Annotated in this window: 19 protein-coding genes; 11 read left to right on the forward strand and 8 right to left on the reverse strand. The window is 68.1% G+C overall.

Annotation, left to right across the window (positions count from 1 at the left end; all coding sequences use genetic code 11):
• Positions 1–150: 150 nt before the first annotated feature.
• The 4 genes from Prubr_RS12970 to Prubr_RS12985 all read left to right on the forward strand — a co-directional run bounded on the left by Prubr_RS12970 (position 151) and on the right by Prubr_RS12985 (position 3794).
• Positions 151–306, forward strand: coding sequence for a hypothetical protein (locus Prubr_RS12970; RefSeq protein WP_212825213.1), 156 nt, complete (start codon positions 151–153; stop codon positions 304–306).
• A gap of 627 nt (positions 307–933) precedes the next feature.
• Positions 934–2463, forward strand: coding sequence for an NsdA family TPR-like regulatory protein (locus Prubr_RS12975; protein ID WP_212825216.1), 1530 nt, complete (start codon positions 934–936; stop codon positions 2461–2463).
• On the forward strand, positions 2460–3014 hold the full coding sequence (locus Prubr_RS12980) for a GNAT family N-acetyltransferase (RefSeq protein WP_212825218.1): 555 nt from the start codon (positions 2460–2462) through the stop codon (positions 3012–3014). Before Prubr_RS12975 ends, Prubr_RS12980 begins: the two co-directional genes overlap by 4 nt.
• A 186-nt stretch (positions 3015–3200) precedes the next feature.
• Positions 3201–3794 (forward strand): hypothetical protein, encoded by a 594-nt coding sequence (locus tag Prubr_RS12985; RefSeq protein WP_212825220.1) that lies wholly within the window; start codon positions 3201–3203, stop codon positions 3792–3794.
• A 297-nt stretch (positions 3795–4091) separates the two neighbouring features.
• Here the strand turns inward: Prubr_RS12985 and Prubr_RS38195 are convergent, their stop codons facing one another.
• On the reverse strand, positions 4092–4433 hold the full coding sequence (locus tag Prubr_RS38195; RefSeq protein ID WP_425518048.1) for a flavoprotein: 342 nt from the start codon (positions 4431–4433) through the stop codon (positions 4092–4094).
• 132 nt (positions 4434–4565) lie between these two features.
• On the opposite strand from Prubr_RS38195, the gene Prubr_RS12990 reads away from it, so the two are divergent.
• Positions 4566–5060 (forward strand): hypothetical protein, encoded by a 495-nt coding sequence (locus tag Prubr_RS12990; RefSeq protein WP_212825222.1) that lies wholly within the window; start codon positions 4566–4568, stop codon positions 5058–5060.
• A 332-nt stretch (positions 5061–5392) separates the two neighbouring features.
• Here Prubr_RS12990 and Prubr_RS12995 read toward each other — a convergent pair whose 3' ends face one another.
• On the reverse strand, positions 5393–6211 hold the full coding sequence (locus Prubr_RS12995) for a hypothetical protein (protein ID WP_212825224.1): 819 nt from the start codon (positions 6209–6211) through the stop codon (positions 5393–5395).
• Between the two features lie 187 nt (positions 6212–6398).
• On the opposite strand from Prubr_RS12995, the gene Prubr_RS13000 reads away from it, so the two are divergent.
• The 3 genes from Prubr_RS13000 (at position 6399) to Prubr_RS13010 (ending at position 11922) form a co-directional block, all read left to right on the forward strand.
• Positions 6399–8261, forward strand: coding sequence for an Hsp70 family protein (locus tag Prubr_RS13000; RefSeq protein WP_212825226.1), 1863 nt, complete (start codon positions 6399–6401; stop codon positions 8259–8261).
• Between the two features lie 171 nt (positions 8262–8432).
• On the forward strand, positions 8433–10442 hold the full coding sequence (locus Prubr_RS13005; RefSeq protein WP_212825228.1) for an AfsR/SARP family transcriptional regulator: 2010 nt from the start codon (positions 8433–8435) through the stop codon (positions 10440–10442).
• Positions 10443–10686: 244 nt separating this feature from the next.
• Entirely contained in the window at positions 10687–11922 is a 1236-nt protein-coding gene (locus Prubr_RS13010) for an AlbA family DNA-binding domain-containing protein (protein ID WP_212825230.1), read from the forward strand.
• Positions 11923–12138: 216 nt separating this feature from the next.
• Here the strand turns inward: Prubr_RS13010 and Prubr_RS13015 are convergent, their stop codons facing one another.
• Positions 12139–12339 (reverse strand): hypothetical protein, encoded by a 201-nt coding sequence (locus Prubr_RS13015; RefSeq protein WP_212825233.1) that lies wholly within the window; start codon positions 12337–12339, stop codon positions 12139–12141.
• Positions 12336–12779 carry a hypothetical protein gene (locus tag Prubr_RS13020; RefSeq protein ID WP_212825235.1) on the reverse strand — a complete coding sequence of 148 codons (444 nt, stop codon included), beginning with the start codon at positions 12777–12779 and terminating at the stop codon, positions 12336–12338. The genes Prubr_RS13015 and Prubr_RS13020 overlap by 4 nt, the downstream gene beginning before the upstream one ends.
• Before the next feature lie 552 nt (positions 12780–13331).
• Here Prubr_RS13020 and Prubr_RS13025 point away from each other — a divergent pair.
• Both Prubr_RS13025 and Prubr_RS13030 read left to right on the forward strand, forming a co-directional pair.
• Entirely contained in the window at positions 13332–16172 is a 2841-nt protein-coding gene (locus Prubr_RS13025; protein ID WP_212825237.1) for an AfsR/SARP family transcriptional regulator, read from the forward strand.
• On the forward strand, positions 16169–17560 hold the full coding sequence (locus Prubr_RS13030) for a hypothetical protein (RefSeq protein WP_212825239.1): 1392 nt from the start codon (positions 16169–16171) through the stop codon (positions 17558–17560). Before Prubr_RS13025 ends, Prubr_RS13030 begins: the two co-directional genes overlap by 4 nt.
• A 293-nt stretch (positions 17561–17853) precedes the next feature.
• Here the strand turns inward: Prubr_RS13030 and Prubr_RS13035 are convergent, their stop codons facing one another.
• From Prubr_RS13035 to Prubr_RS13045, 3 genes are all read right to left on the reverse strand, one after another.
• Positions 17854–18492, reverse strand: a complete 639-nt coding sequence (locus Prubr_RS13035; RefSeq protein ID WP_212825241.1) for a HEPN domain-containing protein — start codon at positions 18490–18492, stop codon at positions 17854–17856.
• Between the two features lie 561 nt (positions 18493–19053).
• Positions 19054–19734, reverse strand: a complete 681-nt coding sequence (locus Prubr_RS13040) for a hypothetical protein (RefSeq protein WP_246568634.1) — start codon at positions 19732–19734, stop codon at positions 19054–19056.
• 81 nt (positions 19735–19815) lie between these two features.
• A complete protein-coding gene (locus tag Prubr_RS13045) occupies positions 19816–20361 on the reverse strand; it encodes a DUF4240 domain-containing protein (protein WP_212825243.1) in 546 nt (181 codons plus the stop codon).
• Positions 20362–20545: 184 nt separating this feature from the next.
• Between Prubr_RS13045 and Prubr_RS13050 the strand changes: the two genes are divergently transcribed.
• The gene (locus Prubr_RS13050; RefSeq protein ID WP_212825245.1) at positions 20546–21244 is read left to right on the forward strand and encodes a DUF6193 family natural product biosynthesis protein; all 699 of its coding nucleotides are present in this window, start codon (positions 20546–20548) and stop codon (positions 21242–21244) included.
• A 218-nt stretch (positions 21245–21462) separates the two neighbouring features.
• Here the strand turns inward: Prubr_RS13050 and Prubr_RS13055 are convergent, their stop codons facing one another.
• Positions 21463–21807, reverse strand: coding sequence for a hypothetical protein (locus Prubr_RS13055; RefSeq protein WP_212825247.1), 345 nt, complete (start codon positions 21805–21807; stop codon positions 21463–21465).
• Positions 21808–21892: the final 85 nt, after the last annotated feature.

A 21892-nucleotide genomic window follows, 5' to 3' on the forward strand; every position in this document is an offset into this window, starting at 1 on the left:
CACGCGGTCCCCCCTCTGCCCGGACCCGCGACTACAGCCGGACCGACGTGAGCGTTCGACGGCCGTCCAGTATCCAGAACTGGACGGGGCTGGACGCCGACGGCCGCACCGTCATCCACATCGCCGCTACCGCCCCCGAGGAGGTCACCGATGTGGACCGTGCTCGAAACCGTTGCCGGCACCATCTGGCTCTGGCTGCCGCAGCTCACGATCATCTTGAAGTTCAGCACCGCCCTGATCGGGTTCGTCATCGCCGTTCCACTGCTGGTACGGCGGATCCGCCGCTGGCGGCGGCGCCGCGGCTGACCAATCCTCGACAGGCCGACGAAACGCTGCGGCCCGTACCCGCCAGTCGACGGTGGGTACAGGCCGTCCCACCCCACAGACCGGCGCCACGCCCGTCGAACCTCGGACAGCCCATCGCCGAGACTCCAGCTTGGGCTCGTTGTCGGCGCCCGAATCTCATTGGCAAGATCACTTTGGGTGATCGGCTCATGGAAACATGATGCCGGCAGATCGAGCAATGGGCCCTGCCGACCTGTGTCAGATTAGTGAAACAGCAGCCGTACCCGCTGGCATCGTCGGGCAAAAGTGGGCACGGCCAACGGCGGGTCGCTGAGGGCGCTCGCCGCAGCGCCGAGTCTGGGCCCGCAGCCGCCGACGCTCAGTGCCTGGGAGACGAGTACCGGTCGTGTCCTATTAGGCGCTGCCCAGCCCCGAGCTGTAGAAGCCTCGCCTCACATGCCAGCACCACCGCGTCCCGGCCGGAGAAGGCTTCGTCCAAGAGCAGCATCCATGCAACGGGCGACCGGCCCACGGCCAACTTGGATGCCGACCAAGTTGCGGCCGCCTTGAAATAGGTAGGGCTGCTTGCCATCCTGGATCTGGCCAGAAACGGGACTATCACGGCCGTCGTTCCATCGCGGGGGTCTGATGGTGGAAAGTAAGCGTCCGGCGTTGCCGAACGAGCGGCTTCGGGCGGCACGGGAGCGTCTTCCGTCGCCGAGTGGCTCGGGGCTGCCGATGTCGCGGCAGGAGCTGGCCGACGCGATCAACGCCTACCTCGCGGACAAGTCGGCCGCGGACGGCCCCATCGACCGTACGCAGATCGCTCGGTTCGAGCGGGGCCTGAACACGTGGCCTCGGGCACCACGGCGTGCCGCCTTCCGGGCGGTCCTCGGCGCCAGCACCGATGCGGAGCTCGGCTTCTTCAACATCCGTCGACCACGATCCCCTGACACAGGCCTCTCTGGTTCCGACCGCCACCAGGAGCCCAGCACTGTGTCACCGGCCCCCGCCGCCGGCTCGGACACTTGGGCCATCGACGGCCTTTCAGCGTCAGCACCGGGCGCTCGTCCCGCTGGGCGCGACGCGGCGCCCACCGCTGTCGGTTCCTCGACGGCCGCGTACCGGGATGGGGATGATCCGGTGAATCGTCGGGCGGTCCTGTACGGGTTGATGGGGGCCGCCGGGGCGACCGCTGGCTCGTCTCTTGCCGCCCACCTCGAGGCGCTGCGGCGTGGCCTCGACGACGGGCTCAGCGGCGACGTGGTCGACAGCGCGGATGTCGATGAGTGGGAGCGGGTCACCGACCAGTACGCGCACGATGTCGGCCTGCTGTCCGCCGGTCGTGTGCTTCCCCAACTCGCTACGGACCTCGAGGACGTTCAGGCCAGACTGCGGAGCGTTTCCGGGAAGCGGCGTGCCGACCTGGCGCATGTGTGCGCAAGGTTGAGCGCGCTCATCGCGATCACCCTGCTCAATCTCGATGAGGCGCAGATGGCGCGGCGCTATTGGCGTACGGCGACACGTGCCGCCGACCAGACACCGGATCGCCAGCTGCGGGCCCTGATCCGCGGCCGGCGAGCCGTCTTCTCCCTGTACGACCAGAGATCCGCCTCGACAGTCCTGGCCCTGGCCGACGAGGCGATCGACGTCGCCCCCGGGATCGCGTGCACGGGAACCGTCAGCGCCCACGCCGCCCGCGCGCAGGCACTGGCCCTGCTGGGCCAGCACGGCGCTGCCCGGGACGCCCTCGACGAGACGTCCAGGGTGTTCGCCCGGCTGCCGGATGCGACGGTCGCCGACCGTAGCTCGCAGTGGGGCTGGAGCGAACAGCGCCTCAGACATGTCGAAAGCCACGTGCACTCGTACGCCGGCCGCGCCCACGACGCCGCGAAGGCGCAGAACATGGCGCTGTCCCTGTATCCGCCCCAGGCTTACCAGGGCCCCGCCCAGATCGAGCTGCACCGGGCGGTGTCCATGATCGTCGCCGGTGACCCGTCCGAAGGCGCCCGCCACACCGCCCGTACCGTGAGCGGCCTTCCGCCTCACGTCCGCGACGACGCCCTCATACGCCGCACAGCCGCACTGGCACTGGACACCATCCCCGCCGGCGCGGCGAAACTGCCGGCCGTTTCCCAGGCCCGTGACCTGCTGGCACTACCGATCGGCCACTCATGACCAACACCCCGCAAGCAGCATTCGCCCACTACACCGCGCAGGACGTCGACGCCGTCGTCGACTCGGTCGTCGTTGCGATCTACGAGGCGACGCACGCCGACGTGATCAGCGACCCGTTCTACAGCGCCGAACGGTTCGTCGAGCGTGTTCGCCGGTACATGAAGTCGTCCGGGTTCGAACTCGTCGCCGCCGAGGTTGACGGCCAGCCGGTGGGGCTGGCCTTCGGGTACGCGCTGCCCGAGGCAGCACGGTGGTGGCAGGGACTGACCACCCCGGTCGACCCGGACCTCATCGCCGAGACCGGGCACCGGACGTTCGCCCTGTGCGAGCTGATGGTGCACCCCGACTGGCAACGCCGGGGGATCGCGCGGGCCCTGCACGACGAACTGCTGCACCACCGACCCGAAGAGCGAGCGACGCTGCTGGTCCGCGAGGACAACACCGCGGCTCAGACCGCCTACGCGAAGTGGGGCTGGGAGAAGATTGGCAAGCTGAAACCGTTCCCGGACTCCCCGACCTACGACGCCCTCATCTTGGCTTTGGACGGGTAGAAAACCTTCCCCTGGGGCCACGGATCGTTCCTCCCGGCGCCGATATACGAGGTTGGAGATGGGCCTGTCGTCAGGGTGTCGGCGGGACTGGCAAGGTGTGCCTCTGCCAGTACACTCGCCGCCGTGGTGGACGCGGCAGTGGTTCAGAGAGCTTTGGACAACTTGGCGGCCCGGTTGGTGATCCCGGTGGATCTCATCGCCATCCATCGTGCCGACAAGGACGAGGCGAAGCGGAACCCTCAGTACCGCAGCCTGAGGTTCGGCGCCTTCCTCCAGGCGTACGGGCCGTTCGAGATGTTCTTCAACGACCTAATCGGCGCGCACGGAGGCCCCAGCCAAGGAACACCCGCGACGGTGAACCGGGTACGGGAGCGGATCGGTCAGTACCTCGAGGTCCCCGACGTGACCCGCCGGTGGCGGGCCCGGGTCCGGTCGCAGCCGGAGCCCGGCCGTGGCGGGCGCTGGCTCTGGACCACCATCCAGGCACGGCAGCTGGATGACTACCTCCGCGACGCCAAGGCCGTCCGCAACCGGCTCGCCCACGGTGACGACCCACAGACCGCGCCGAACGCGTCCGGAACGCTCTACAGCCGCATAGATGGCAAGACCTCCATCACGCTGATGTGGGTCGAGGGCTTCGTACAGGCGACCCAGGACCTGGCCACGATCACCGCTCTCGAGCTCACCGGCGACACCACGCTCATCCCGGACTGGCCGGTACCACCTCGCACGGCGGTGAGTGCGAATCCCCCTCCACCGCCGTACGGGCTGACGTCGTAGCAGCATCGGGCGGGCGACCGCTGCCAGCCAAGTTCTTGTGTGGCAATGGAACGACGGGATCTGTCGATTCCTGGTTCGTCGGGTAGGAGCCGTTGTGGCAACGGCCTCCCGGTCGTTGACCGGGGCGATGCTGTCGGTCACCGAGATCATGTCAGCTTCCTTATCGGCGACCGGTCAGAATCAGGGAAAGCTTCAAGGGCTTAGACGCGCGGACTACTCCGACGGCCGCGTGGGCGGCCGCGTGGCCGGCCCCTCCCCGCTGGGACCTTCCCCCGTACAGCTTCAGTCGATTTGTGCTCAGTTCCCAACGGAACGGCTGATCCGTGCCCGTCGGGCGGATGGCCTCGGTGGGAAGGAGGTCCACGCCGGCGTCCATGAAAAGACGCAGGTTCCTGCCGAAGATTGAGTGGTCGGTGAGGGCAAGTTTCGCGTACGGGCGATGATGATCGGCAGCCGGCTGCCGAGGGCCTCGTTGAGTACGTTCAAGGCGAACGTGTCGTTTACCCCTGCGCACGACTGATTGATTGTGTTGAAGGTTGCGGGGACGACCGCGATCGTATCCGTCGTCGGTGGTGTCTTGGGGGTTCGTCGGGGCGTCGGGTGGCCGCGCGTACGGGGTTGCAGGTCAGCATTATGGATTTTCTAATTGGCCCGCCTGATCCGCCTGCCATGCGGTATTGATGGGGGATGCGCTAGTGTGCTCAACCGGCAAGTTCGTCGAGTCCTGGGCGGTTGGCGGGAGCCGTCGCCAACTAGCCCGGAGGGGAACAGATGTCGCCCTGGTCGGCCGTGCCCGGGGTCACCGGCGTGCGAGAGCATTTCGATGGCCGTTCCATGATATTGATAGCCGAGCTGCTGGACGCAGGTATGCAGGCGAAGGAGGTGCGATACGTCGCTGTGGATGGCGATGCACGCATTGCGCACCTTCAACTCACGCTGCTACCGAAGCCTACCCGTTTGCCGGCCCCGCCGCTCATGGCAGGTACCGTTCTGGACGTGTTTACAGTGGAGGGCTACCGGCGCCGCGGTGTCGCACGGCGTTTGTGGATGCTTGCCCGCCGCATCTCAGAAGCACAAGGGTGGCCACAGCCGGTGCACTCGCCGAGCCGAGCCGCACTGGGCGATCAGTTTGCCCAAGGCGTTGGCGGCATCATCCCGCATTGTCACCACAACCGTCTTGTGCAGGCCGAACCAAAAGCGCTTCGACGGCACCTCTCGCACGATGCAGAATGGGGCCAGAACGCTGTCGTCGGAGAAATGCCCTAATTGTCAGCCGGTGACGGGTAACGCGCCGCCTTTGCTGGATCGTCGTCGATCCGTCGAGCGGACGTCTGCCTGCTGTCATCGACCACGCGAGGCTGGTATGCACGCTGAGGGAGTGCGAACCGCCAGAGGTGGATAAGCGGCTCCGGAGTGTCGGTCAGGGCGACACTTGTGACAGAGCCGGTATAGCGGGTGAGGAGGTACCTATTAGTTTGCGTGGCAGTACGTCCTGTAGTCGAACGCGGTACCGTTATCGCCTACGCCACAACATTCGCCTGGCCGGGTGAACTAAGGCTGACACCCGTCCACGCTGTCACCGAGTCGCGAAACACCCCTTAGTCGGCTAGAAGGTCTTCGAGTCCATCAGGCATTACGGGAGTTGGTTTGTCTCCCCAAAGGGCGGCGTCGAACCCTCGTGCCGCAGATGCAAGTGCCTCAGAATGCTTCTTTACCTCATCCGGTGACAAACTGATCCTATCCCCGGGGAGTGCGTTCAGAGGGAATCGAAATTTTGTTCGCTGCTCTTCCGTTCGTAGCCTACCCCTCTCGTGGGTCAGGAGGTTGCGAAGTTCAATTATGGCCTGCACGTCGCTTGTTATCGGATCTGGTTGCGCAAGTTTTTCGCGGCAGTAGTCGCTCAGTTCGCCCCAGTTGGGTGTTCGCTTAAGCCATTTTGGGGGGTATGCAACTCCTTGTTCCTCCGCGACCTCCTTGACCGCCTCCTGTACGTATACCTCGAAGGCGGAAACGGCGTCCCTTAGAACCGCGCAGCACAACATCCACTCGTGGTCGGATGGCCATAGCTCACCTGCTCGCTCAAAGAAAATGTCCGTCCTACTCGGAGCATCCGGGTGTTTGGCCTCGACTGCGGGGATTGATTCGCCAATTCGTTGGTAACCATCCGTTACGAACTTTTCCGTAATGCTCATGAATTGGCGGATGTCCTGCTCGACGATGGCGTACTGGCCGTATGCGTACGTGCAACGGTATTTGCTCGGTTCCCAGGGTGCCATACGTGCCATGGTAGGCGTGCCGACGGCGGTGGTCCTCCGAATTCTTTTCGTGAAGCCGTCTGTCGGTGCGAGTGGCGCCGTGAGGCTGACTCTTATGCTGGTCAGGTTCCCTATTCGTGTTGCGCAGAACATGTCGGTCATCGACGTAATCTTGATCGTTCGTTGTGCTGCTCACGGAGTGCGCCTATGGCTGTACTCGCCCCCGGGGGTGGTGACTGTGTGTATTTGTGCGTGACGTTTGGGTCGATCATCGGGTAGGAACGTGGGTATGGGGCCTGGGGAGGCGTGCCTGGCGATCGACTGTGGAACCTCGTCCACGGTTGCGGTGTTGGCCTGGCCTGGTGGTGGCTGGACCGGGTTGCGGTTCGACGGCGGCCCGGTGCTGCCAGCCGGGGTGTGGGTGGCTCCGGACGGCAGCCTGTTGACCGGTGACGCGGCGTGGCGGCAGGCGTCCGAAGATCCGTCGCGGTTCGTGGCCTCGCCGCTGCTGCTATCGGGTGAGACGACCGTGGTGGCTGGGGTCGAGGTCGCGGTGTTGGATCTGGTGGCGGCGGTGTTGCGCCGGGTTGGGGATGAGGCGGCGCGGGTGGTGGGTGCGTGGGTGGGGGATGTGCGGTTGGTGGTGCCGGCGGGGTGGGGTCCGCGGCGGCGGATGTGGTTGCGGCAGGCGGCGCACCGGGCGGGGTTGGGGCAGCCGTCGCTTGTGGAGGCGCCGGTCGCTGTGGCGGGTCAGTTGGTGGCGGGTGGGGCGCGGGTGCTGGTGGGCCAGTTCCTGCTGGTGTGTGACTTCGGTGGCGGGTTCGAGGCGACGGTGCTGCGGCGCGGCCCGCACGGTTTCGAGGTGCTGTCGACCCTGCACGACCCGAATGCTGGCGGGATCCGTGTCGACGAGCTGCTGCTGGAGCGGCTGCGTAAGGCCGATCCGGGGTTGCCGGACGTGTCGGAGCCGGGCGGGTACGGGGTTCTTGCCGCAGTGCGGGCGGGGCGGGAGGAGTTGTCGTCGCGGTCGGTGGTGACGGTGGTGTTACCGGATCCGTTGCCGGCGTTGGTGGTGACCGGTCAGGTGCTGGAGTCGGTGGCCGGTCCGGTGTTGCGGCGGGCAGGTGGCCTGGCTGGTGAGGCCCTGGCCGCGGCCGAGGTCGACCCCGCACAGGTGGCGGGAGTGTTCTGCACCGGTGGGGGCGCGGTGATGCCCGGGGCGGTGCGGGCGGTGGCGGACGGGACCGGGCTGGCGCCGACGGCCGTGGAGCAGCCGGGGCTGGCCGCGGTGGTCGGCGCGGCGTCCGCGACCGGACCCGCCACGTCGACGGCGCCAGCCAGCCCCACCGGCGGCCACCCTGGTGGCGGCTCGGCGGGCACGCCAGGTGTCGACTTGGGGTTGCCGTCGGTCTGGCGGGTGGTCGCGGGCGCGGTGCCGGCGCTGGCGTCGCTGGGGCTGCTGACGCATTTCGTGGCGACGGCGGAGTTGTTCAACGGGACGCGGACGTCGAGGTCGCCGTACACGTATCTGCTGGCGAACTGGGGTGAGCTGGCGATGGCGGCGGTGGTCGCGTTGGTGGCGTGCCTGTCGTTCGGTGGGGTCCTGGCGTCGTTGCTGGCGGTGTCGGGGCCGGCGGCCAGGTCGCCGGGGGTGCGGGTCGGGACCGGGCTGGTCGCGGCGGCGGTGATGGGGGTGTCTGTCGCGGGTCTGTACGGGGTCGGTGCGGCGTTGTTCTTCGGGATGCCGCTGGCGCCGTTTCTGCGGTGGTCGTTGTGGCCGGTGGTACCGGTCGCGGTGGTGGCGGTTGTCGGCTCGCTGGTGGCGGCCCGGTCGGGGCGTGCGCCGACCGGGGGGTGGCATGGCTGGCTGGCGTTCCCGGTCTCGTCGGTGCTGGCCGCCTCGGTGGGGATGGTGCTGCTGCAGACGTCGATGACGGCGGCGCGGTGGCCGGACCTGGTGCTGCTTCTCGACGCGGCCGGCCGGGTCGGTGGGCTGCTGCTCGGGGTGGGGATGGCGCTTGCGGTGGTGTCCGGGTGGCTGCCCAGGTTGTTGGTGGCGGCGCCGCTGGCGGTGTTCTGCGCGGCGGTTATCAGTGCCCCGGCGACGGGGGTGCTGGCGGTCATGTACGTGGTGGCGGTGACGGTGTGGTGGCTCCGCCGCCTGTGGCACCTGGTCCGCAGCCCGATACGGGTCGAGCACCATGCCTGGTGACCGGGCCTGGCACCTCCGCCCGACACATGCGGCCGCGCAGCCCGGAGCGCGCCAGGTGCCCGGCCGCAGCACGAGCCGCCGCCTTTGGCCGGGTGAGGTGGCCAGGCCGGGTGCCGATCCGGCGGGACCGCTCGACTGCGGCGGCTCACGCCCGATGACGGGTGGGGGTAGGTGATGCGGTGGCCGCGGCAGGTGGCGGCCGGGCTGATGCTCACGCTGCTGCTCGTCGGGCTGCCACTGGCCTTGGTGCGTTTGGTCGGCTGGCCGCTGCCGCGACGGTGGCCGGACCAGGAGCAGTTGGCGTCCTGGATCGCGGAGCCGTTGACCGAACGGACGCTCGCCGCCGCGTTCGCGGTGGCGGCCTGGCTGTTCTGGCTGCTGCTGGTCGCCGCTGTCGTCGCCGATCTAGTGGTACGGCTGCGACGTACGGTGCGGTGGCTGCGCCGGGTGCCGGTACCGACGCCGTTGCAGGCGACCGCGACCGGTCTTGTCGGGGCCACGATGCTGACCGCCGCCAGCGCCGACCTGGCACCGTCCGCCACTACGGCTCCGCCACCACCGACCGGGGCCCCCGCAGGCGAAGACTCCGAGCGGCCCCCGCCTGCCCCGGCCGCACCGGCGGGGGTGGGGTTGCCGGACGGTGGCTGGCTTCCGTACGCCCTCGCGGTACAGGTGGTGTCGGCGGCGGCCCTGGTCTGGTTCCGGCGCCGCCGCGACTACATCCCCAACACCTCCCACACCAAGAACGACAGAGAGGGCGACCTCACCCCGCTGCCGGCGACAGTCGCCGCCGTCCAAGCCGCCCTCGACCCGACCGACCCCGGCGATTCGCAAGACCAACCGCGGCAGCCGGCACTCGATGTCGAGGTCATCGGGCTCGGCGACCTGCCGACCGGCCTGCTCCACCTAACCGGCCCCGGAGCCACCGACGCGGGCCGCGGCCTGCTTATCGCCGCCGCCCTCGCCGGCCACGACGGCCCACACACGCTGGTCACCACGACTGCGGACCTGGCCACCCTGCTCGACACCGACCCCAGCTCCGCCGGGGCCTGGAAGGACACCGGCGCGCTGCGGATCGTTGACGCCGTCCACAATGCTTTCTCCGTCCTTGAAGAGCGCGAGGCAGACAGCTGCCGCCAGGCTGACGAACTTGCAGAGCGGTCCCTGATCCTGCTTACCCAGACCTCGGTCACCTCCGGCACTGTCGTCGACTGTCTCGCGCGGGCCGCCTTGCCAGGGTCGTCGTGGACCGTGGTCGTGATCGGTGAGCCACCGGCCGTCGGCCACGCCTGGCAGTTGGCTGCGGACGGCACCACCACCGACGGGCGGCGACTGTGCGTCCTGGGCGGCGCCGCCTTTCGGGACCTGCTTACCCTGGCCCGGCAGGCCTATCCGACCACCTCCGACGCTCGCCGGCCCGCCCCGCCGACCACCGGGACCCCGCCCGCGGCCGGGACCAGCCGGCTGCGGCTGCAAGTCCTGGGCCGACTGGAGATTAGCTGCGACAACGCGCCATTGGTCGTACGCCGCAGCGCGGCCTGGCAGGTCCTGGTCCTGCTCGCCGTGCACCCTGACGGGGTGCCCAGCGAGCGGATGGCCGGCATGATCTGGCCGCACCACCGCCCCTCGGTGACCGCGACTCGGCTTTACACCACGATCAGCGACCTCCGCGGGACGCTGCGGGCCGCGACCGGCTCTGGCGTTATCGCCCGCGATGGCGACCTCTACCGGCTCGACCCCGACCACATCGGCGTCGACCTGTGGCACCTACGCGCCACCCTCCAGGCCGCGGCCCGCGCGGCGACGCCCACCGCCCGACAGCAGGCCCTCCGCGCGATCATCGGCCGCCCACCCGAACCACTCGCGGCCGGACGAACCTGGCCGTGGCTGGCCGCCGCCCGTGAAGCCCTGCGCCGTCAGATCATCGACGCCCATACCAACCTGGCCGGCAACTGCGACCCACAGACAGCGCTGGTGCTGCTGCAACAGGCAATCGACGTCGATCCACTCAACGAAGACCTGCACCGCCGCACCGCCCAAGCCCTGGTCGACCTTGGCCAGCACACCGCCATCCCCACGCTTATCGACAGCTACGCCGACCACCTCGCCAGCGTCGGCCTCACTATGAGCGACGACCTACGTGAGTCGTTCACACGCCAGGCAAGTAGCGGTGTTGCTTGATCCGGCGTAGCAGGCTCACGCTACGTGCCTGCGACTGAGGTTCCTGCATGATGCTGCCTGCGTCGTCGGTGCTCGGGGGACGGCAGTGGGGCGGTCGTTGTTCGAGCGCGCGGACCTGGCGTGGGTAGGCTCATCTCGTTGATCCCCCGGCCGTACTGCCCGCGCGATGGGTTCGACGGTCGGGCGTGCTATGGCGACCGCGATTGCGATTGCGGAGAGGGCTGGCGCGGTACACGATGTTGCCGTGACAACCCCTCGTCCTGCTTGGGATCCCACGTCGTACGCCGAAGCCGTTGCTGATATCGACCACGGCAAGGTCGCCGAGCATCACTACCTCGAACTGAAGGCCGAGTACAGACGTGGCCAGAACGAGGAAATGCGCAAAGACATAGCGGCACTCGCAAACGACAGCGGCGTGCTGGTCGTCGGGGTTGAGGAAGATAAGGAGACGCGAAAGGCGGTCAAGGCGACGCCAATCCAGCTCGCCGGCTTCATTGAGCGTGTGGAAAACGCCACCCTCGCACTCGACCCGCCGCTGCACGTCGAGTGTCACGCACTGCCGGACCCAGACGACCAGACCCGCGGCGTCGTGTTCATTCGGGTTCCTGCGAGTTCACTCGCTCCGCATCAGGCGACCAACCGCTACTACGGGCGCGACGAATGTTCCGTCTACCGGCTCTCCGACGCTGAGGTCGAGGTCCTGATACGTCGGCGCACCGAGCGGGTGAACCACATAACAGCTAGCCTATCGAACCCAGAACTGTTCGAGGGGTTGGCGCCGACGGGACGTCTCGCGGTGGTGGCGCATCCCACGACAAATCACAACGACGAACTCCTGGCAGGATTTCAGGCGCCAACCGACTACTACCGCTGGCTCGACGAGCAGGCCGAGAAGGCGACGGCTGCCGTCGATCGACTTGCGGGCGCCGCGCCTGCGCTCGACCGGTTTGTCGACCGGTCTTGGAATCCCACGATCCAGTGGGCGAGCACCCACGAACGCCGGCCAGCCGGGGTTGCCCGAGTAACGCGACCACGCAACCACGGAGAGGGGAGGCAAAGCCACTTCGTTGTCTACGAGTCGGGCGTGGTGATTTTCGTTGTCGACGATCTAGTAAAGCCGGAGTGGGGTATCCAGCCCTCACGACAGGCATTCGACTGGAGAACGATGTGGACCGCCACGATGTGGACTGCCTGCATGGCGCGCCAGGTGTGCCGGTCGGCCGGGCTAACCGACACCGGAGTGGGCATCGGCATCCGAGTCGAGGACTTCGCCGGATCGATCCCCGAAACCGCATACATCGAACAGGACTCGTTCAAACGTATGCGAGTACGCGACGACGTGGTTGCCTGGAATGGCGGGACGTATCAGCGCGTTACCCAGGTGTCAGCGGCAGAAGCGAAGAAAGACCTGGCGGGAATGGTGCGTACTCTATTCGGCCAACTGATGCGTTCTACGGGACTCGGCAGGTTCGTACCTTAGCATCCTTGCATCTCATCGAGGTTGCCGCCTGAACGATCCAGCATGGCGCGGCATGGCATCCAGTTGGGTAACAGCCCAACTTGAGATCGGCGACGCTGAGACGTCGAGCCAGCCAAGCCGCCCTTCCGTGCCATCGCCATTCCCAGTCGAGCACCGACACGCCGAAGTCCATGCAGGATCACTTCGACCTTCGGCGGCCGACGTTAAACGACAAGATCAGGCGGCAAGGGCACTGGGCTGTTCGACCCGGAATGGCCACGGGTACTCGGTGCCGCAGTCGGAGCACCAGGCCCGGTACAGGGCACTCGTCGGTGTCAGGGCGAGTGTCGGCACGACGTCGTAGCGGTCGTCGGCGATGACGGTGAACAGCCGTCGCCACGGTCGTGGGCAGCGGCATCCCGCCGCCTGCGGGTTCATGCGGATGCCTTGTCGTCGGCGGCTTCGGGCGTACGCCATTCGCGTGGCCTGGCGCCGGTGGCCGTAGCGACGGCGTCGACGTCGTGGTGGCCGTACGCGGTGCGGGTGCCGGAGATCGACATTCCGGCCGCGGCGGCGAGGTCGCCGAGCGTGTACGGGCGGGGCTGCACGAACTCGCGGCCGTAGGCGATCAGGTGTCGGATCTGTGCCTCGGCCTGTTCCTTGGCGCGGCGGGCGGAGTGCAGTGCGCCGATCAACGGATCGTGGTCGTCGTGTTCCCACGACAGGCGAAGGTCCTCGGCGGTGCGCTCCCGGTCGTCCATGACGTCGGTCATGGCGGCCTGGAAGCCGTCGTCGTGATCGCCCGAGTCGTCGGGGTGGCGCTGCGGGGCGGGATGGAGGATCACGGCCACGTCTTCGAAGATGTCTTGTCGGCTCATGCATACATTGTCCGCACGGAATTACGATGATCGCAAGTCTTTGCGACGATCGAAAAGTGATGGGAATCGCCTTCGATGCCCGGAACAGGGTCTACACGCGACACGTCGGCCCGCCGTCACCGAGGCCCCGAACGCTCGTCCACACCCACCATCCGCTCGGCGATCCAGCAGCGGACGAGTCGCACGAACGCCGAACTCGAGGCCTCCCCGACGCCAACCACCAGAAGCCGTTCGAGCTGCCGGCCAGGGCATGTCGATCGGCGACCAGAATCGAGGCCGTTTAAGAAGTCGCAGGTCAAGGCCGGTTTGTAAGGTCGTGTCAGGTCCTGTTAGGTCGTGTAAGGTTCGTCCCCCTGTCCAACCGGCCCGATCCGTCCTAGCGTCGACGTAGATCGATTGGTCCGGTCGCACCTCTCATCCCCTGGCACACACTGGCGATCCCGAGCCGGCCCGAACCCCACGGCCGGCCCGGGTGATCGTCCATGCCCTCGTGCCCGTCGGAAGGGGTTCACCGGGCCAGTAGCAGTTACAGACGACGCGGAGGAGTTGGCGATGCGGGTGGCGCGGGCCGTGTGGGAAGCCGCATGGATCATGCTGTTCCTGGCCGGGGTACCCGTGGTCCTGGTTCGCCTGGCCGGCCTACCCAACCCCCGGGTCGTACCCGACCGGCGGGCGCTGGTCGCCTGGATCGCCGAGCCGCTCACGCCCGGGTTCGTCGGCGGCTGTCTGGCCGCCGTCGCGTGGCTGCTCTGGGCCCTGGTGGTGGCGGTGGCCGTTGCCCGTGTCACGACGAGGTTGTCGTCGCGGCGCCGGTGGCTGGCCCGGGTGCGCCTGCCCGCGCCGGTGCAGGGCTTGGCGGCCGCGCTGCTCGGCGCGGCCGCGGTCAGCTCTGCCAGCCCCGCCCTCGCCCACCCCACGATGCCGGTCGCCGTGACCGACACCCACTCCGACCAGGTCCGCGAGACCCGACCAACCACCGTTGCCGGCGGCTTCACCACGACCAGGACCGAACAGGCCGGTACGGCTGGGGAGTCCGGGCAGGTGACCGTGCGGCGCGGCGACACCCTGTGGAAGATCGCCGATACTCGCCTGGACGACCCGGCCCGCTGGCGCGAGATCTACCGGCTGAACGCCGACCAGTACCCGCTACGGGGCGGACACCATCTACGGCCCGGCTGGGTCCTGACCCTGCCCAGCCCACCAGAAGCCCCGACCGTCCCACCCCGCCAGCAGCCGCCACCGGCCCCGACCGAGGACCAGTCCCCGCCCACCACGGCAGACGGCGGCCCCGTTGCGCCGGCCGCACCGCCGACCAGCGGGCCCACCACCGACGCCTCGTCTCCCGATGGGGAAGATCTGGCCGGTGGCCAGGGAGAGGAGTGCCCGCCCGGGGTGTCGCTGCCCGGCGGTTGGATCGGCATCGGCGTCGCCACCGCGATCATGGCCGCGGCCACCCTGACCGTGGCCCGCCGCCGACGCCACGACGGGAAGCCGCCACCGCCGCCCGGCACACCCCTCGACGAAGCCGACCTCGCAGGACTGCCTCCCGTCGTGACCGACATCCAACGCGCCCTACTCGACCAGACCAGCACACCCGACATCCCGGCCGACGACGTCGCAACGACCGACGGCCTCGACGATCCCGGGCAGGACAGTCCGTCAGCCGGTGCCATGCGCGCCAGCGCCGTACCCGGCCCTGCGTACCTCGACTGGCGGGCGCGTTCCTGGCCAGCTCATGGGCTTGCGGTCACCGGCCCCGGCGCCCTCGCGGCGGCACGCGGCATCCTGGCCAGCGCCCTGACCAACGAGCAGCAGGACGAACCCGACGTCCATGGCCACGTCGTCGTTGACGGCCACACGCTGGCCGTCTTGACCGGCGGCACCGTCCACACCGGCACCGGCACCGGCACCGTCCCCGGCCTGACCGTCACCGGCGGCCTGCCGGACGCCCTCGCCCTGCTCGAGCAGGAGATCCTGCACCGCAGCCGGATCCTCGCCGACCACGACGCCGGCACCATCACCGACCTACGAAACACCGTCACTGACGTCGAACCGCTGCCGTCCCTGCTGCTCATCGCCGACGCCACCACCGCCACCCAGGACCACGCCCGCCTCACGGTCCTGCTTACTCAGGGCCACCACCTCGACATCCGAGGCCTGCTCCTCGGTGTCTGGCCCCAGAGCCCGACCGTCACCGTGGTACCCGACGGCGCCACCAGCCCCACGGATGCCGACGAGCCGGACACCTCCCAAGGTGGGTGGCTGCCTGTCGTCGACACCGCTGCCGTCACCGACCTGCTCCGGCTCCTAGCGGAATCGGATGACGGGCAGGCGCCCGCCAGCAGCGCCACCACCACGGAGTCGGCCGCCGTCTCGACCGGTGGACCCGGCCCTCGCCAGGGCCACAACGACGAAAAGGCCACCGATCCCTCTCCCACCGGCCCGGACAGCGGCACCTACGCCACAGGCAGGGCTCTCCAGTCCGACGAACGGGAACCCCAGCAGAGCCAGGACGGCAACGCACGGAGGATCTTCGAACCAGCCGCTACCGGCGGACGCGCGACCGCCGAGGCCCAGCCGCCGGACGACCCGGCGGGCCAGGTGGCGGACGTCGAAGGCCTTGTCCGGGTGCAGGTCCTCGGAGCCGCGCGCATCGTCGACGTCGATACCACGATCCCGCTGCGGGCCAAGTCCCTCGAACTGCTCGTCTATCTCGCCGTCCACGACGGCGAGGCCAGCCAGGAGGCGATCCTCGACGACCTGCTCCCCGAGGCCCCCGCCGCCAAGGCCCCACACCGCCTGCACACCTACGTATCCGCCCTACGCAAGACCCTCAAACTCACCGGCGGCCCCGACACCTACCTCACCCACCCAAGCCACCGCTACGCCCTCAACCGCCAAGCCTTCGACATCGACCTGTGGCGCATGCGCGACGCGATACGCGACGCCGAACGAGCCACCAACGACACCGACCGCATCACCGCCCTGCGACGCGCCGTCGACGCCTACAACGGTGGGCTCGCCGACGGCTTCGACTACGAGTGGATCGAGGCGTATCGCGAAGCCGTCCGCCGTCAGGCCCGCGACGCCCACCTCACCCTCGCCGCCGCCCTGACCGACCCCACCGAAGCCCTCGCCGTCGTGGAGGCCGCGATCGTCGACGACCCGTACGCCGAACCGCTTTACCAACAGGCGATGCGCGCCCACGCCGCCCTCGGACAGGCCGACCAGGTTCACGCTCTACACCAGACCCTGGCCCGCCGCCTACAGGAGATCGACGCCGAACCGAGCCCCGAAACCACAGCCCTGGCAGACCAGTTCACCGCTAGCGTGCGACAGCGTGGCGCGGGCCGGCGGAACGACGGTGCCCCACAGCGGCGGGGGCGGGCATGAGTGCCGCGATAATCGGCCCCGGCACGGAGATGCGGCGACCAGCGAACGACGCAGGAGCCAGCGACGGCCGGCGGCGGGCGTCGGTGCGCCGGTCGCCGCATGGCGTGTCCGTACACGGCGACCTCGACGCCGACCTTGCCAAGGCCGTCCGGCAAGCGGCCCGTTTGCGCCAGGGCTTCTACATCCTGGTGCTACTGGTCGCCCTCGTCGGGCAGGTCACCGGCGCCGTCCAGGCCCTGGACATCCCGCTGCTCGTCGCGGTCCCGGCCGTTGCCGCCCTGGAACTCGGCGGCGTGGTCGTCATGGTCAACGCCGACGTACGACGCCGCCTCGGCGAACGGGCCCTCGCCTCACGGCTGCTCTCCGCCGCGATCGCCGCCATGGCCGTCGCGTTCAACTGGGCCGCACACCCCGACCACCTGCTCGGCGGCTTCTTTGCCTTCATGTCCGCGCTCGGCTACGCGGTGTGGGTGATGCACGCCGGCAACCAGCGACGCGACCGACTACGCGCCACCGGCGACCTCCCACCCACACCACCCGCCTACGAGGCGTTCGCCCACTGGGCCCGTCATCCCGTCATCACCATGCGGGCGCGCTCGATGGCCAAGGCTGGCGGCCTCGACCTGTACGAGTCACTGACGGCCGCCCGCACCGCGATCCACCGCGAACGGCGCGACGCCGCGATCACCAAGATCCTGCATCGCAAGATCAGAAAGGCTGTCGACCCGACAACGGCCGACATCGCGGTACAGGTCTACGACCTCGACCAGATCGCCGCGCGACTCGCCGCCAGCGCCGACTACGACGGCCTCACCGAGATCATCTCAGCCGACCTCACACCACAGCGAATCACCAGGTACAGCAGCGACAGGCCGGGACCGAACCGAGCACGACACGAACCTACGGAGCGGGCACCGTCCACCAAACCCTTACCCCGACCCACCCGCGTCGAGCCAATGACGGCCGTCATCGATGCAAGCCGAGCCTCGACGCAGGACCTCGTCGCCACTTCAGACACCGCGTCGCCTTCACGGCCACTCGACAGCGAGCCCGACCCCGGCGACGGAAGCACGGGTGAGCAACAGGATGCGGTCGCCGCCAGCGACGCAGACAACGGCGACGACCGACCGGCCGAGAACCACAAAGCTCCCGGCGTCGTACCCGCAGACCTCGGGCCGGAGCACAACAACGACTCGCGGCCGGCAACGGACACGGCGGCGGCCATAGCCTACTGGCTCGGCGTGGATCCGGAGATGGACCTCGAACTGATCGCCGGCAAGATCGGAAAGTCCCTACGATCCGTCTACCGGCACCTTCCACCGGACTACCCGCGGAAGCCCGGAGTATCCCGGGCACGCGGCCGTCCACACACAGCCGCCGACACATAACGTCGGCGAAGGAGCAAAATCGTGATCCGCGGTGAGGGCGGCGGTGGTTCCGACAACGACGCCGAGCAGGCCGCCGAGCATGAGGACCGTTGCCGATTTCAACAGGAGCAGCCGTTGTAGGCCGGGCCTGCCGGTACCGACCATTCGAGAGGCCGCCAGCCGGCGCTCGGTCACTGCCGTGACGAGCACGGTACTGAGGGCGATCAGTGCTAGCCGGTGGCGCGACAGTGATGGTTGCCGGTACGGCGATGTCAGAGCCGGTTCCGCGTAGCGTCGGATGGCCGGCCGACGGCTCACCAGGGGCGGGATCCGTATCGCATGGCAACAGCTTCCGCCAGCGCCTCGTCGAAGCAACGGACGAGGTTGTTCATGAAGCTTTGCCACGATTTGACTCCGGCCAGGTGCAGGCTGCTGGGCGTTGTGCCCCGATGCACGATCTCGCCCCTGATGTCGTTGACGAGCGCGGTCAGCTCAGCTTGAGCCTTCATGGCGTCGTACTGCTGCCAGTTGACGGCATCAAGGATGCTCTCGATGCCCAGCACTTTCCTGGTCAGATCGTTCACCTGGCGGCTGGCCGCGTTGTTGAAAGTGCCAATCTCGTGATTCAGACGTTTCCTAGCGACGTCGAGCCAGCCGTCACCGATGACGGCCCAGACGGACTTCTCGGCCTTGTTAGCGACGGCCTCTCTCAGAAAAGGCGACAGCAAGGTTGGATCAGCGGCGATCGTTGGGATGACGTGGTCGGTCGCCTCGCTGAGAACCTGCTCGACGTAGTTCTCCCAGGCAGTCACGAGCACAACAAGCGCGGATCGCAGCAGAGGGCGGTTGTCGCCCTTCGGCCGGCCGGGGGATCCGCATCCGGTATGCAGCGTCAGCAGGGCGTTGACGTCCTGCTCCAGCTTCTCGAAGACCAAGGTTGCGTTCGATGGCATCGCCGAAGCCTAATCGGGAAAGCGTTGAGCGTTGACCCCACGAAAATCCCCTCGAACCGGTTTTCGACGAGGCTGACCTCTGCATCGCCGCACCCTATGGCAGCGGCAGGTGTGACCAGCATGACGACGCCAAGAGCAAGCGTTTTCCGCGGCGCGATCAGGGAGGGCTATCGCGCGCGGTTCCAGAGCGTTGATGCGGCCAACGCGTTCAGAACGGCTCGTTCAAGGGCTACTGCGGCCGGCCTGTCTGCGGTGATGGTCCATCGGACGTACAGGTCGGCCCACCGCAAAGCGTCTTGGGCCCAGACAGTCGCGCGCTTGGGCTGACCGGCAAGAAGTTCTTTGAGGTGTGCCTGCACAAAAGCTGGATCGGCGAGTGCTCGATCGAGCACGGCTTCTCCCAGTCCACTGACCGCGGCCTTCCCACGGCGGTACACCGTCAGCCTTCCTCGAAGTCCCTGACCGCGACGCTCGCCGGCCATGCCTACGTACACGAGATCACCGTCCGCCCCCTGACGAGCAAGGTAAACGCCGGGAAGCTGGGGCGCCGAGACAGCCGCATCATCGAACGGCAACCAGGGTGACCAAAGAGCGAGGGAAGCAACTACGTCTTCGGTTGGCACCGGGCCAGCATGCCGCATGCCGATGATCGCACTGATCTGCGGATGTCCGTGCATCGGATGCCTCGATGATCGTGGCCGTTCCTACCGTGGGCTGGCCTTCGTGCATCGTGATCGTCATGCCCGGCCGTAGGTGCCGCCAGAGGGCTGGAGAGAGCGGGCCAAGGCGGACCGGCCCGGTGGCGCCTGGCGGCATCGCTGGCGCGGGCTCCACCCAGATGCGTGCCACGAGCAGATTGGGTCGCCCCGGTCGTCCGTCCGCCGAGGTTCCAGAGCGGTCGGAGGATGCCCTTGCCTGGGTCGGTGTTCGCCGGCCACCCTCGCTGGGCGACAGGAGTCGCAACTCGGCGCGGACAATGCCGTGAATGCTCTCCCATCGGCCCCAGTGACACCACGCGGCGGCAGCGGGGTGCCGCATCGTCTCGGCGCTGTCGACCAGCAGATCCCACCAAGCTGTCGTCGGTCGCCAACTCGTGCCGAGATCCATAAGAAGGTAGAGCGCGGCCTCCCACTCGTCGTGGTCGAGGTACTCGCGTACGTCGGCCACCGTCGCGCCGGCTTCGTTGACGACATCAGCTGGGACCATGGCCGCAGCCCGAGCGAGCAGATCGGCGACGTCCATCTGCGGATTATTCAACGTCGCCGCAGCCTCAGCGAAACGACTTTCATCGATGCGGGATCTGCCGCTGAGCACGTCCGGTGGTCAACTGGCCGCGCGTCCCCACGGAGCTTCGACCCACGGGTTGTTGTCGAGGTAGGCCGTCAGCCTGGGGAAACGCTGCCTTGTACGTGTCTCGTCGGTCATGTCGGCCGGAGTTCCGGCGGGTGTGTCGGATCCGGAAGGCCCATCGATAGCGAGCGGAGACCCGGTTGCCGCGATGTGTGCCTCGAGCGGAAGGCCGCAGAACCAGTCGATCCGAGCGTTGTGCCGGTCAGGCGCCAACTCGACAAGGCTGTCAGGGTCGTCCTGAACACGCTGCATGGTTTGTCGCCCGTGCGACACGATCCAGTCCTGCACCGCGAGGAAGTCATTATCGTCGATGGAACCCAGCAGTAGCGTCGCAGCGTCCCGGATCGGCCAGCGGTAGAGCTCGTCCTGTGCCTGGAACCAGAGTTCCTCGAACTGTTCAATCTCGTCCGAAGCTAACGCGCGGAGGCGACGGAGGAGCACCTGGGCAACGCGTTCGGTATCACTGCCCACCTCAGCCCGGGCACCTTCGACGATGCGCCAGAAGACCGCCCACTCCATGGCCAGAGAGCGTACCAAGCCGGTCCTGTGTCGTCGGGAGCCGTCACGACGAGCCCGCCAGGCCCGTCGGTAGCGCTTTACGAGGGCATGGTTTGTCGCCGAACGCAGGTCGACACACGGCCATGATCGTGCCGTGCGGTCAGTGGTGGTGGCCTGTGGATGCATGCGCCTGCATCATGGAGCGGTGGCTGATGCACGGGGCGTTTGGGGTGAGGCGGCTCGTTGGTATCCGGAGATTGTTGTGGTAGGCGACGCGCACCTGGCCTGGCAGGCCGAGTTCGACCGGGGGGAGATACCGCTTCGGGCGTGCCCACGGGAGAGCGAGAACGCTCATCGCACCGCGACTGTGGGGAACGGCGAGTTGTGCGCGGACCTGCTGCTCAGCCCGTGGGAGCGGAAGTTCTATCTCGCGCTCCGCGCTGGCCGGTCCACGCTTCTGCAGGGCCATGCCGCGGATCTGGCGGCAGCGGCCGGCGCGGCCCGGCTGTGGCTGTCCGGGGCCCGGCCGGGGCAGGTCGCGGCGGTGTGGCCGTTCCTGGGCTCGGTGGCCCTCGCCGAGGCGCGGGAACGAGGCGATCGCCGGGAGGCGAGCTGGCTGTGGTTGTACGAGAATCACGGCGCGAATCCAATCGGGGCTCGGCTGCGGGCCTTTGTCGCTCTGGCGTTCCACGAGCCACGACTGCGGGCGTTGCTGCCGTACACCAGCCATTGGACCCTCCGCTTCAGCACGAAACAGGGCTGGCCCTTCAGCCTGGACCTTCCCGTGGTCGACCCGGCACCGACCCCGGACCGGTACGTGGTGCGGACACGCGACGGGCGAGCCCACGACGAGACCGACGCGGCTGGCGCCCTGCGGCTCGTGCTGGCCGACCTGCCAGGCTGAGTGGCAGCGCCGCCGCTGGGCGGGCGGGACCAACGCCGTCGGCACTGCATGTTCGCGTCCTACTGGTCGAGGCTTCGGGCGATGCACCCGATCTGCTGCCGACCGGGGTGACGGACCGTCAACAGCCACGCCGGTGCCGTACCGCCTTGGGCGCGCCGAGATCAGTGCACCACATAGGGTGCACCAGAGGCGCTTCATGGGCGCCGTAATCCTGCGAATCAGCCGTGAGTCGTCGTCGGTGGAGGGTCGACCTCGACGAATCCGAAGAGGCGTTCGAGGAGTTGAAGGCCCCGGGTGGAGTACCGGTCGGCGAACCCGCGACAGATCGCGGGCTTGACGTCGGAGTGGCGATGATAGGGCAGCGTGTCATGGCAGATGATGAACGACTCGCCGTCGCGGGCCTTCGCTACGAGGTCGTGGAGTCGGCCGTCGGCGAGGTGCATCAGGTTGCCGGGACGGAAGATGCAGGTGTCGCATTGCCTGGACAGCAGGCGGGTCTTGCGAAGGGCCGGGTCACCAACGCTGAGACTGGCCGTGTAGCCGTCGTCGACGTCGGCTTCCACTCCTGGTGGCTGCCACGTAGGCGTCTCGGTCTCCGCTGGCCCCGGAGTGCCTGCGTCGGAGGGTATTGAGGACATGAAGAGCTCC

Source organism: Polymorphospora rubra, from assembly GCF_018324255.1.
Lineage (GTDB): Bacteria > Actinomycetota > Actinomycetes > Mycobacteriales > Micromonosporaceae > Polymorphospora > Polymorphospora rubra.